The organism is Rhodococcus sp. 06-156-4 (genome assembly GCF_002259345.1).
GTDB classification, from domain to species: domain Bacteria; phylum Actinomycetota; class Actinomycetes; order Mycobacteriales; family Mycobacteriaceae; genus Rhodococcoides; species Rhodococcoides fascians_E.
In genome coordinates, this window is the sequence record NZ_NPGB01000011.1 from 33,798 (window position 1) to 46,102 (window position 12,305).

General features: G+C 66.1%; 12 protein-coding genes. 5 read left to right on the top strand and 7 right to left on the bottom strand.

Annotated features, from left to right (window positions below; genetic code table 11):
• Nucleotides 1-29: 29 nt before the first annotated feature.
• Nucleotides 30-920, bottom strand: a complete 891-nt coding sequence (locus tag CH290_RS06040; protein WP_019665986.1) for a TIGR01777 family oxidoreductase — start codon at nt 918-920, stop codon at nt 30-32.
• Nucleotides 921-1,069: 149 nt separating this feature from the next.
• Entirely contained in the window at nt 1,070-2,845 is a 1,776-nt protein-coding gene (gene sucB / locus CH290_RS06045) for a 2-oxoglutarate dehydrogenase, E2 component, dihydrolipoamide succinyltransferase (protein WP_020111960.1), read from the bottom strand.
• A 421-nt stretch (nt 2,846-3,266) separates the two neighbouring features.
• Here sucB and CH290_RS06050 point away from each other — a divergent pair, with 421 nt between their 5' ends.
• The gene (locus CH290_RS06050) at nt 3,267-3,599 is read left to right on the top strand and encodes a hypothetical protein (RefSeq protein ID WP_019665984.1); all 333 of its coding nucleotides are present in this window, start codon (nt 3,267-3,269) and stop codon (nt 3,597-3,599) included.
• Between the two features lie 65 nt (nt 3,600-3,664).
• On the opposite strand, the gene CH290_RS06055 is transcribed toward CH290_RS06050, so the two are convergent.
• Entirely contained in the window at nt 3,665-5,182 is a 1,518-nt protein-coding gene (locus CH290_RS06055; protein WP_033188542.1) for a leucyl aminopeptidase, read from the bottom strand.
• Between the two features lie 108 nt (nt 5,183-5,290).
• Here CH290_RS06055 and gcvT point away from each other — a divergent pair, with 108 nt between their 5' ends.
• The gene (gcvT, locus tag CH290_RS06060) at nt 5,291-6,391 is read left to right on the top strand and encodes a glycine cleavage system aminomethyltransferase GcvT (RefSeq protein ID WP_033188602.1); all 1,101 of its coding nucleotides are present in this window, start codon (nt 5,291-5,293) and stop codon (nt 6,389-6,391) included.
• Nucleotides 6,392-6,425: 34 nt separating this feature from the next.
• Nucleotides 6,426-7,529: a branched-chain amino acid aminotransferase gene (locus CH290_RS06065; protein ID WP_033188543.1), complete on the top strand. Its 1,104-nt coding sequence runs from the start codon at nt 6,426-6,428 to the stop codon at nt 7,527-7,529.
• Between the two features lie 27 nt (nt 7,530-7,556).
• Here CH290_RS06065 and CH290_RS06070 read toward each other — a convergent pair whose 3' ends face one another.
• The 4 genes from CH290_RS06070 to CH290_RS06085 are packed head-to-tail and all read right to left on the bottom strand — an operon-like array spanning nt 7,557 to nt 10,654.
• On the bottom strand, nt 7,557-8,321 hold the full coding sequence (locus CH290_RS06070; protein WP_033188544.1) for an adenosylcobinamide-GDP ribazoletransferase: 765 nt from the start codon (nt 8,319-8,321) through the stop codon (nt 7,557-7,559).
• Complete coding sequence (cobT, locus tag CH290_RS06075) at nt 8,321-9,436, bottom strand: nicotinate-nucleotide--dimethylbenzimidazole phosphoribosyltransferase (protein ID WP_371828571.1); 1,116 nt, start codon at nt 9,434-9,436, stop codon at nt 8,321-8,323. Before cobT ends, CH290_RS06070 begins: the two co-directional genes overlap by 1 nt.
• A complete protein-coding gene (gene cobU, locus CH290_RS06080) occupies nt 9,411-9,989 on the bottom strand; it encodes a bifunctional adenosylcobinamide kinase/adenosylcobinamide-phosphate guanylyltransferase (protein ID WP_033188546.1) in 579 nt (192 codons plus the stop codon). Before cobU ends, cobT begins: the two co-directional genes overlap by 26 nt.
• A 14-nt stretch (nt 9,990-10,003) precedes the next feature.
• The gene (locus tag CH290_RS06085) at nt 10,004-10,654 is read right to left on the bottom strand and encodes a DUF3043 domain-containing protein (protein ID WP_019665977.1); all 651 of its coding nucleotides are present in this window, start codon (nt 10,652-10,654) and stop codon (nt 10,004-10,006) included.
• 177 nt (nt 10,655-10,831) lie between these two features.
• Here CH290_RS06085 and CH290_RS06090 point away from each other — a divergent pair, with 177 nt between their 5' ends.
• Together CH290_RS06090 and CH290_RS06095 are read left to right on the top strand one after the other, a co-directional pair.
• Entirely contained in the window at nt 10,832-11,182 is a 351-nt protein-coding gene (locus CH290_RS06090) for a HesB/IscA family protein (protein ID WP_019665976.1), read from the top strand.
• A gap of 147 nt (nt 11,183-11,329) precedes the next feature.
• Complete coding sequence (locus CH290_RS06095) at nt 11,330-12,304, top strand: carbohydrate kinase family protein (RefSeq protein ID WP_019665975.1); 975 nt, start codon at nt 11,330-11,332, stop codon at nt 12,302-12,304.
• Nucleotide 12,305: the final 1 nt, after the last annotated feature.

A 12,305-nucleotide genomic window follows, 5' to 3' on the forward strand; every position in this document is an offset into this window, starting at 1 on the left:
CGTTACGCCGACCCTGCGCGCGAACGGAATCAGCTCCCGACGGCCGCGCGCAGCGCCTCGCCGACAGTGTTGTGTTCGAACGTGAACCCGGTGTCCTCGAGGACCTTCGGGATGGCTCGCGGGCCGGTGAGGATAGCTTCCTCGGCGAACTCGCCGATCACCAGACGAAGCGCGAATCCGGGAACCACCCAGGGTGCCGGTCGCTTGATCGCTCGCGCAAAGGCGCTGTTGAACTGAGCATTGGTGACCGGAGCCGGACCCACCATGTTCACCGGACCGCGCACGGCGTCGTTCTCGATGCTGTGGATGATCCCGCCGATCTCGTCCTTCAACGAGATCCACGGAAAGTACTGACGCCCGCTACCCAGACGACCGCCGAGCGCGAGCAGATACAGCGGGCGCAGTTTGCCCATCATCCCGCCGCGGCGCGACAGGACCACTCCGCTCCGGAGCATCACCGTCCGTACCCCGCCGGCGACGGCATCGGCCGTCGCGAGTTCCCAGTCGCGGCACACTTCGGCGAGGAACCCCTCGCCGACACCGTCCGATTCGTCGACGATGCGATCGCCGGTGTCGCCGTAGAAGTTGATGCCACTGGCGTTGACGAGAGTCGGGATCCCGTGCTCCGCACAGGCACCCGCCAACACCTCGGTGGGCGTGATCCGGCTGTCGCGGACCTCCTGCTTGTACGCACCGGACCACCGCTTGTCACCGATGCCGACTCCGCAAAGATTCACCACGGCGTCACACGAGCGAAGTGCACGCTCGTCGACCGTTCCCGCCGGAGGATCCCACTGGAATTCGTCCGGCCCTGCCGGTGCGCGACGCACGAGGCGGGACACCTCGTGACCTCGTCCGCGCAACGACGCCACCAGGGCGGTACCGATCAATCCCGAAGAACCTGCAATGACGACGCGCATGGTGTTCGACGCCCCTCTCGACGGTTTCGGGGCGCCACCCGCAGTGCGAGTGGCGCCCCGATTGTGTGGTCTACCCCGATTGTTCGAGGACGATCACGTCCGGAATGTCTGGTACCTCACGATACAGACACAGCCGCGCTCGTGTCGGATCAGATACCCAGGTCCGCCTCGAACGAAGCATCTTCCAGACGCTGCTTGATCGTCGTCAGGAAACGACCGGCATCCGCACCGTCGACCAGGCGGTGATCGTAGGTCAGCGGCAGGTAGACCATCGAACGAACACCGATGGACTCGTTGCCCGCCGCATCCTTCACGACGACCGGACGCTTGACGATCGCGCCGGTACCGAGCATCGCAGCCTGCGGCGGAACCAGAATCGGCGTGTCGAACAACGCGCCCTGGCTACCGATGTTGGTGATGGTGAACGTGCCACCGGACAGCTCGTCGGGCTTGAGGCCACCGGAGCGTGCACGCGACGCGATGTCGGCGATGGCGCGAGCCAAGCCGGCCAGCGACAGATCGCCCGCGTTGTGAATGACGGGCGAGAGCAGACCCTGATCGGTGTCCACGGCGATACCGAGGTGGACATCGGCGTGGTACGTGATCTCCTTCTTGTCCTCGTCGATGCTGGCATTGACGTTCGGGTGCGCCTTGAGTGCCTCGACGACCGCCTTCGCGAAGAACGGCAGGTACGTCAGGTTGACACCCTCGTTCTTGGAGAACGTCGACTTCGCCTTCGTGCGCAGCGCAGCGATCGTCGTGACATCGACCTCGAACGTCTGCGTGAGCTGAGCCGTGGTCTGCAGCGACTCACGCGTCTTCTTCGCCGTGATCTGACGGATGCGGTTGATCTTCTGAGTCGTACCGCGAAGGTGAGCGAGCTCGGGGCGAACGCCTGCGGTAGCCGGAGCCGCCGGAGCGGACGCGGCAGCGGGAGCCGCGGCCGGCGCCTCGGCCTGAGCGGGAGCCTTCTTCGCTTCCGCTGCGGCGAGCACATCCTGCTTGCGGATACGCCCGCCGACACCGGTGCCCTTGACCTCGGAGAGGTCGACATCGTTGTCCGCGGCGAGCTTGCGCACGAGAGGAGTCACGTACGGAGTCGCGTCACCGGACGGTGCGGACTCCTGCTTCTTCGGAGCTTCCTGCTTGGGAGCTTCCTGCTTGGGAGCTTCTGCCTTCGGGGCTTCCTGCTTGGGAGCTTCCTGCTTTGGGGCTTCCTTGGGTGCTTCCTGCTTGGGTGCTTCCGCGACCGGCTCGGGCTTCTTCTCCGGCTCGGGAGCCTTCTCGGGCTCGGGGGCCTTCTCAGCCGGTGCACCGGACCCGATCACCGCGAGCTGACCACCGATCTCGACGGTGTCGTCTTCCTCGGCGTTGATCTCGAGCAGCGTGCCTGCGACGGGGGACGGAATCTCGGTGTCGACCTTGTCGGTGGAGACCTCGAGCAGTGGCTCGTCGACCGCAACCTCGTCGCCGACCGCCTTCAGCCACCGCGTGACGGTTCCTTCGGTCACGGACTCGCCCAGCTCGGGCATCTTCACCGGGGTGCCCGAGCCGCTCGAGTCGGACTTCGCAGCGGGAGCCGCGTCCTCTGCCGGTGCCTCTTCCTCGGCCTGAGGCTCGGGCTCGGCGGCCGGTGTGGGCTCTTCCTCGGCTGCCTCGGGCTCTGCAGCGGGCGCGGACTCTTCGCCTGCGTCGCCGATCTGCGCGAGCTCGCCACCGATCTCGACGGTGTCGTCTTCCTGAGCCACGATCTTCGTCAGAACGCCAGCAGCGGGGGACGGGATTTCGGTATCGACTTTGTCCGTCGATACTTCGAGCAACGGTTCGTCGACCTCGACGGTGTCGCCCTCCTGCTTGAGCCACCTCGTGACAGTTCCCTCGGTGACGCTCTCACCAAGAGCTGGCATCTGGACGGAGAAGGCCATGTCTGTTGACTCCTCGACAGTTGTATGCGGGTAAATTCAGTTCCTACGACTTGTGGTCGCAGAACAGTGTGTGGAAACCAGTGCTGAAACTATTGTGCTGGCGCTGCAAGGTTCGCGGACGATACTTGCGTTAATTGCGACGAGGTGGTCGACGGACGTCCGCGCCAGGGCGCCCGAACCGGATGTGGCGAGACGGTTGGCCGAAGACGATCGGCTGACTCCAGCTGGCACCTCTACGCCCTTCCATCCGCGATCGGCAATCTTTCTCGACAACGAGAGAGTTGAACCCTCTACCTTCATCCTTCCATCCCTCGGCGTCGCATGTTCCCCGAGGGCTGATCTCGGACTGGCAAACTGGTGAGTAACACGAAGTGCGTGATCCGCGACGACAGAATGACGCACCGATGACAGGAGTCAAGCAGTGGGCTTGTTCGATCGTTTCTCTCGACGCGGCACTGGAGGTAGACGAGCCAAGGAGGGCTCGACCGCGCAGTACCTCGCGGACTGGACCGCGGCCAGGATCGGCGTCGAGGCGTACGTGGAACCGAAGACGACAGTGACTCCTGTCACTGTGGTTCTGGTAGCCAACGACGGCGAGTGGACGCGCCGTGCCGTCGACGAGCGCGATATCCGAAAGATCGGCCCGGACCTGAAGATTCCCGTCTACGACGTCCGCAAGACCCGCTACCCCCAGCGCATGCGTGACTACGACGCGCGTCAGAAGATCCTGCGCAAGCGAGCCGAAGGTATGTGAGTGGAAATGTAGGCGGTCTCAAGCCGTAGGCCAGGGCCTACATTTCCACTCACACAGCCGGGGGGCTAGCCGTTCTCGACGATGTCTTCGAGTACTGCGAACATCGTCCGCACCGGCACACCCGTGCCGCCCTTGCCGAAGTAACCGAACGGCCCACCCGTGTTGTAGGCAGGACCGGCGACGTCGATGTGCGCCCACTCGACACCCTCGGCGACGAACTCCTTCAGGAACAGTGCCGCCGCCAACATTCCGCCCGCACGACCGTTGGTGACGTTCGCCAGATCCGCGACCTTGGAATCCAGTTCGCGGCGAATCTCCTTCGGCAACGGCATAGCCCAACCGTCCTCGCCGACGGCCTGCGACAGCGCCGCGACGCGGTCACGGAACGCGTCCGTGCCCATGACGCCAGGCGTGCGGTTGCCGAGCGCGACGACCTGCGCGCCGGTCAGCGTCGCCGTGTCGATCAGGTAATCCGGGTCGTCCTCACAGGCACGCACGATGGCGTCGGCGAGAACAAGGCGTCCTTCGGCGTCGGTGTTGATGACCTCGACGGTGATGCCGCCGTACTGGGTCAACACGTCACCGGGACGCTGCGCGGTCCCGGACGGCATGTTCTCCGCCATCGGAACGGTAGCGACGACGTCGAGCGCGAGACCGACTTTGGCGGCGAGGATGACCGTCGCGATGACGGCGGCGGCGCCGGCCATGTCGGACGTCATGTTCTCCATGCCCGCGGCAGGCTTGATGGAGATGCCGCCGGTGTCGAACGTGATGCCCTTGCCGACGAGCGCGACCTTCTTCGACTTTCGCTTGCCTCCCGAATGGCTCAGCCGAACAAGCCGCGGCAGCCTCGACGAGCCCTTGCCGACGCCGTGGATGCCGCCGTACCCACCCTTTTCCAGCGCTTTGTCGTCGAGAATCTGGACACTCAGACCCGCCGCGGTGCCCAGTTCCTTGGCGCGCGCCGCGAACTCCTCGGGGTAGAGGTGGCTCGGGGGAGTGTTGACGAAGTCACGCGCGAGCGCGACGGACTCGGCAATGGCCAGTGACCGCGCCAGCTCCGACTTCGGCTCACGCGCACGAGGATTCGCCACGAGAAGTTCGACCCGAGCGACCGGGCCTGCGTCCGGACCCGGTGCGGACAGTGCGGACTTGAACTCGGTGAACGTGTACGCGCCGAGGTAGAAACCCTCGGCGGTCGCACCGAGATCCAGCGAGGACAGAGTGGTGGCAACGGTTCCCGTACCGCTCAGTGCGCGAGCCGCGGTGCCGGCCGACCGCCGGATGCGCTCGTCGTCGATGTCCGCCGACGCGCCGAGGCCCACACCGAGAACACTGGAGACACCCAGTGCGGAGGGCGCGGGAATGCGCGTGAGTTCGTCCGCCTTGCCCGTTGCGCCGACGCTGTCGAACGCGTCGAACAACGTCGTCGCGACGGCGTCGTCGAAGACGTCCTCGTCGGTGTGCAGTTCCAGCCCTTCGTCACTCGTGCTGAGTGCGACGACGAGCACGTCGACGTTCCTGCCGATTCGGCCGGCCAGCGCCAGCTCGGGTCCGAGAGTGCGGGATGAAGTCGAGGGCACGTGGCAGCTCCTACAGAGGGATCGATTGTGTCGGTCGGCTTCGATGGTAGTGACCCCCTCGGTGATGATCACCGCCGCGAGGGCTGTTGTCCGCTAGCGTTGGCGACCATGAGTGAAGCCGAGCTCGTTCGAGGTCCCGCGCACACCGTTCACGTCGAACTCGGTGCCACGTTCGCACCGTTCGGTGGTTGGGAGATGCCGGTGTCCTACGCCGGGGTCGTCGCCGAACACAAGGCCGTTCGAGAATCCGTCGGCGTCTTCGACGTCAGCCACCTCGGCAAGGCGATCGTCAGTGGACCGGGTGCAGCAGCATACGTCGACGCGACGTTGACCAACGATCTCGGCCGCATCCGGCCGGGCAAAGCCCAGTACACGTTGTGCTGCACCGAGTCCGGCGGGGTCGTCGACGACCTCATCGCCTACTACGTGAGCGACGAAGAGGTGTTCCTCGTTCCGAATGCCGCCAACACCGCAGCGGTAGTCGCGGCGCTGGCGGCGCAGGCACCCGACGATGTCACCGTCGCCGATCTGCACCGAGACTTCGGCGTGCTCGCCGTCCAGGGTCCGGGATCACGCGCAGTCGTGGAGAGCCTGGGCCTCCCGGCGAACATGGAATACATGGCCTTCGCGGACGCGACGTGGCAGGGGAAGTCGGTGAGGGTGTGCCGTACCGGCTACACCGGAGAACACGGGTACGAACTGATCCCCGCGTGGTCCGACACGGAAGCGCTGCTGCGCGCGCTGGCCGACGAGGTTCGAGGCGCCGGCGGGCAGGTCGCCGGACTCGGTGCCCGAGATACCTTGCGCACCGAGATGGGTTACCCACTGCACGGCCACGAACTGTCGCTGGACATATCCCCGCTCCAGGCCCGCTGCGGGTGGGCGATCGGCTGGAAGAAGGAACAGTTCTGGGGCAAGAACGCTCTCGCCGCGGAGAAGGCAGCAGGCCCCGTGCGCGTGCTCCGTGGAGTCAAGGCACTCGACCGAGGTGTCCTTCGCCCCGGCCTCACCGTCACACACGGCGGAGAGCCGATCGGAATCACCACGTCCGGCACTTTCTCGCCCTCGCTCGGAGTCGGAATCGCTCTTGCATTGCTCGATTCGAGCGCCGCGGTGACACCGGGAGACACTGTGGAGGTCGACGTGCGTGGCCGCGCCCTGGCGTGCGAGGTAGTCGCTCCACCCTTCGTCTCCGCCAACACCAAGTGAATAGCCGTGTGCGCGGAGGATTAAGATTCCACACATGACAGGCACTCCCGAATTCACCCGCGTGCAGCACCCCTCTCCGGCGCCGTCGGAAGCCAGAGAAGCAGTACTGGCCGCGCCCGGGTTCGGGAAGTTCTTCACCGACCACATGGCCATCATCGACTACACCGCCGAGAAGGGCTGGTACCAGCCGACGATCGCGCCGTACGGTCCCATCGAGCTCGACCCTGCCGCGATGGTTCTTCACTACGGCCAAGCCATCTTCGAAGGCCTGAAGGTGTACCGCCAGCCGAGTGGAGAATTCGCGTCGTTCCGAGTGCTGTCCAACGCGGAGCGCTTCCGTACGTCGGCGAAGCGGCTCGCGATGCCGGAACTACCCGACGAACTTTTCCTCGGATCGATCGAGCAACTGCTCGCTGTCGATCACGAGTGGGTTCCCGAGGCCGGCGGCGAAGACGCCCTGTACCTGCGTCCGTACATGTTCTCCACCGAGGCAGGCCTCGGAGTCCGGCCGGCGGACGATTACCGCTACATGCTCATCGCGTCACCCGCAGGCGCCTACTTCCCACGTGGCGTCAAGCCCGTCAAGGTGTGGCTCTCGACCGAGTACGTTCGGGCCGCGCCAGGAGGCACCGGTGCAGCCAAGTTCGCGGGCAACTACGCCGCGTCGCTCCTCGCACAGGCCCAGGCCAGCGACGAAGGCTGCGATCAGGTGGTCTGGCTCGACGCCATCGAGCGGCGCTACGTCGAAGAAATGGGTGGAATGAACCTGTTCTTCGTCTTCGGCTCCGGATCCGACGCCCGGCTCGTCACCCCGTCCTTGTCGGGCTCGCTTCTGCCGGGCATCACGCGCGACTCGTTGCTGACGCTGGCAACGGACTCCGGCATCCCCGTCGAGGAACGCCGGATCTCCACCGAGGAATGGCGCAAGGGCGCTGAATCGGGCGAGATCACCGAGGTCTTCGCATGCGGAACCGCCGCCGTCATCACCCCGGTCGGAACCGTGAAGTCCGCCGACGGTGAATTCGCCATCGCCGACGGCGAGCCCGGCGAAGTGACCCTCGCGCTCCGGGACACGCTGACCGGAATTCAGCGCGGCACCTTCGCCGACACGCACGGCTGGATGACCAAGCTCGGCTGACCAGTCTGCCTTCCGCGGATCGTCCGGTCAGGCGGAAGGCAGCCCCGCCAGCAACCCCACCACGACGATCGTCGTCGTCGTCTCCACAGCTGCGCCCAGAACGTCTCCGCTGACACCGCCGAACCGTCGGACACAATGCCGGACGCCCAGTGCGGCCGCGCCCAACGCGATGACGAGTACCAGCGGGCCCTGCCACCACCGACCGTCGACGGCGAGAGTCGATGCTGCAACAGCCAGTACCGCCCACGTGGACACCACGACGCGGGACTGCGAATCCGCAACCAGCGCACCGAAACCGGTGTCCGACGCGGGCCGGACGCCGCGTCGACACGCGAGAACGACGGCGACGCGCCCGGCAGCGACAGCGACGACGACAGACCACCACTGCTCGGCCGAGGCGAGAGCGCCGAACCCGGCGGCCTGAACGAGCATCACCAACCCGATGGCCGCGACGCCGAACGGGCCTGCGCTTCCGGACCGCATCACTTCACGGGCGCGCTCGGGTGGCCCATAGCACCCCAGTCCGTCAGCGGTGTCCGCCAGCCCGTCGATGTGCATGCCTCGGGTCAGCAATGCGAGCGCAACGACGCCCAACGCCCCGGCCAGCACGGCAGGCAGAGACGCGGCAACCACGCCGATCCACAGAACGGCCGCCGCCGACACACCGAGCCCGACTCCCACCAGCGGTGTCCACCCGATCGCCGCACGGGCGTCGTCGCGACCGACCGTCTCCGGGCCGCGCACCGGCACAACCGTCAACCACGACAGTGCCAGGCGCGGTCCGATGAGCATTACGTGGTGGTGGTCTCGGTGCTGACCCCCGCGGCAGAGAACGTGGACATCTCACCGAGGGTCGCCACTGCCGCATGCACCACGTTGAGTGCAACAAGTGCACCCGAGCCTTCCCCGAGCCGCATGTCGAGTTCGAGGACCGGCTCGATACGCAAGTGGCGCAGTGCAATCGAATGAGCCGGCTCGGTCGAGCGATGACCGGCAACCCACCATTCACGCCCACCGCGAGCCGATTCCTCCGCGACCAACGCCGCAGCAGTGACGACGAGGCCGTCGAGAATCACCGGCGTACGACGGTGTGCTGCCTGCGCGAGAAAGCCCGCCATGGCCGCGATGTCGGCGCCCCCGGCGACTCGAAGCAACGCCACCGGATCCTTCACGACGGGCCGTGCCCGGCGCATCGCGTCACGGATCGCTGCGGTCTTCCTGATCCAACCTGCGTCGTCGACGCCGGTTCCCCGCCCGACCGCGGCGACGGGTTCGGTGTCGGTGAGCGCGGCGATCAACGTTGTTGCGGGAGTGGTGTTTCCGATTCCCATGTCGCCCGCGATCAGCAGATCGGCACCGCCGTCGACCTCCTCGTCCGCCACTGCGCGGCCCGCGTCGATCGCGGCGAGAACCTCGTCGGACGTCAGCGCATCCTCCCGGTCGATGGAACCGCTGGACCGGCGAACCTTGTACGCGCTCACCGTCGAATCGGTGTCGGTCGCGACCGAGATGTCCACGACCCGAACCGACGCCCCGGCAACCCCGGCAAGCGCATTGACCGCAGCGCCGCCGGCAGTGAAGTTGGCGACCATCTGCGCGGTGACCTCTGGCGGGTACGCCGACACCCCGTGCGCAGCCACACCGTGATCACCGGCGAACACCACCACTCGTGGCCTGACGATCGGCGACGGAGGGCATCGGTCCTGGCAGGCGGACACCCACTCGCCGAGCTCCTCGAGCCGCCCGAGGCTGCCCACGGGCTTGGTCAGCGATCGCTGCAGCTCCGAAGCCTGCACTCGCGACTCCGCCGACGGAGGTGCCACGGGGCGCAGGGGCGTCGAGAAGTCCTCGGACTCCGAAGGGGCTGTCACAGGCGACCTTTCATCGAAAATCGGAACCGCTGTCATCGTCGGTCGTCGGGTCGTCGGACTTCAGCGGCAGCGGGAGGCCGGCGACGACCAGAACGACCGTCTCGCACGTGGCGGCCAGTCGGGAATTGAGGGTACCCATCTCGTCCTGGAACAGCCTGCCCGAGCGAGTCGCGGGAACCACGCCCCACCCCACCTCGGGACTGACGAGAACCAGATCGCCCCGGTACCGCTGCACGGCCGCACACAGCGCGTCGGTGGCTGGCGCGACGGTTCCTCGCGGCAGATCCCAGGCACCGGCGTCGTCGAGGGCGCCGGTCAACCAGGTGCCGAGATCGTCGACGATCGTCGTACCCGGATGTGCTTCGCGCAGCGTCTCCACCAACCCGTCCGACGACTCCACGGTGGACCACTCCGATGGACGACGCGCGCGGTGCGCGTCCAGACGAGCATCCCAATCCGCGTCGCCGGCGATGCGGCGTCCCGTCGCGACATATCGAACAACAGGCGCCTCGGCGGCAAGAGATTCCGCGTACGCAGACTTACCCGACCGCGTACCCCCGAGGACGAGCGTGCGCCGCACGGTACTCACGTGGGCCGCAGCGGTCAGACTGCTGCGCCGCGCTCGACGCGTGGCTTCGGCGCGCGCATCTTGCGCAACTGCGACGCGCGGACGAACGCGTACCAACCGAGGCGGAAACCACCGTCGGTGGTGTCCGGGAAACGCTCACGCACCCGATTGTTGATCTGACGGCCGATGAAGATGCCCTCGATCACCATGAACAGCATCATGACGAACATCGCGAGAGTCACGAACGCCTGAACGGCCGGGCTGAGAAACAACGCGAAGATCAGGAGTAACGCCAACGGCATGAACAAGCCGACGAGGTTGCGTCGTGCATCCACCAGATCGCGCGCAAAGGCCCGAACCGGACCCTTGTCGCGGGGGAGCAGGTACTTGTCCTCACCGGCCAGCATCCGTTCACGACGCTCGGCAGAGGCAGCACGCCGCTCGGCTGCGGCTTTCTTCCGGTCGTCCTTGGAGCCGCGGTTCGCTTTCCTGCGCTCGCGGGCTTCCTTGCTCGTCATCGGCGGTGGGGCGACCGGACCGCGGCGCCGCGCCTCGGCTTCCCGACGCTTCGGCGTCGGGCGACCCTTGCCGACGGCAGGAGCCGTCTGGTCCGTGGCGGGGGACTCGACGGACTTCGAATCGTCCCCGTCCGAATTGTCAGAGTTTCCGCGGCGTAGCAACTTCACCCTCCCAGGTTATGGGATGACGACGAAGTCCTGAACACCGGCCGCGTCGCACACGTCCGAAGTGCGGGGTTTCATACGATCGAATCGGTCTTCGACGCCCGTGGCTCGTGAGGAATAAGCGGGAGCGGAGTACGGTTGAGGCGTTCACGGGTTTGGTACGACTGACAGGGAGAGCCCATGACCGTCTCGAACGAGACCATCACGCACAAGGTCACGATGACAGAAGCCGCGTCGTCGAAGGCCAAGGCGTTGCTGGATCAAGAAGGCCGCGACGACCTCGCACTGCGCATTGCTGTGCAGCCCGGTGGTTGCGCGGGTCTGCGCTATCAGCTCTTCTTCGACGATCGAAGCCTCGACGGCGACCTCGCGGTCGACTTCAACGGCGTCACGCTCGCCGTGGACCGGATGAGTGCTCCGTACGTCGAGGGTGCGTCCATCGATTTCGTGGACACCATCGAGAAGCAGGGCTTCACGATCGACAACCCGAATGCCACAGGCTCGTGCGCCTGCGGTGATTCGTTCAACTGAGTTTTCAGCACAACCTCTGACCGGTACTCGCTCGCGGGTACCGGTCAGAGGTCTGTTCACACCCAATCGCCACGTGAGTGGAAATGTAGCCCAGGGGGCACATTTCCACTCACATAGCCCGTCTCGCCAACCGAAAGGCCCACCCACGTGACACTCGCGGTATCGGGATCGATAGCCACCGATCACCTCATGCGATTTCCGGGCAAGTTCGCCGAGCAGATCGTTGCCGATCAGCTGTCGAACATCTCGCTCAGCTTCCTCGTCGACGATCTGGTGATCCGCAAAGGCGGAGTCGGCGGGAACATCGCATACGCACTCGGTGTCCTCGGCGGATCACCGCTTCTCGTGGGAGCCGTCGGACCGGACTTCGGCGAGTACCGCGCGTGGTTGGAAGCCAACGGCGTCGACTGCGGGGGCGTGCGAGTCTCGGAGTCCGCGCACACCGCTCGATTCGTGTGCACGACCGACGAGGACATGGCTCAGATCGCCTCGTTCTACCCCGGTGCGATGAGCGAAGCTCGTGACATCACGATCGACGGATTGGTGTCCTCGAGTCCCATCGAACTCGTTCTCATCGGTGCCAACGATCCCGACGCGATGATCGCGCACACCGACCAATGCCGCGCGAGCGGAATTCCGTTCGCAGCCGATCCGTCGCAGCAGCTGGCGCGACTGACCGGCGAGCAGGCAATTGCCCTCGTCGACGGCGCGACCTACTTGTTCACGAACGAATACGAGTGGGGACTGCTGCGTCAGAAGACCGGACTGTCCGAGGCGGAAATCGCCGCGAAGGTCGGACTGCGAGTCACCACGCTCGGCAAATCCGGTGTGGAGATCGTCGCCGCCGACGGTACGAGGACGCATGTCGAGGTCGTACCGGAAACAAGCAAGGTCGACCCGACCGGCGTCGGTGACGGATTCCGCGCTGGATTCCTGCTCGCGCACCGCGCCGGTGCGACGGTCGAGCGCGCCGCCCAGCTCGGCTCGCTCGTCGCGGTTCTCGTGCTCGAGACCACCGGTACTCAGGAATGGACCTTCGTGCGCGACGACGCACTGAAACGTCTCGGCGCGGCCTACGGCTCCGTCGCGGCCGAGGAGATCGGCGCACTCCTGCCGTCGTAGG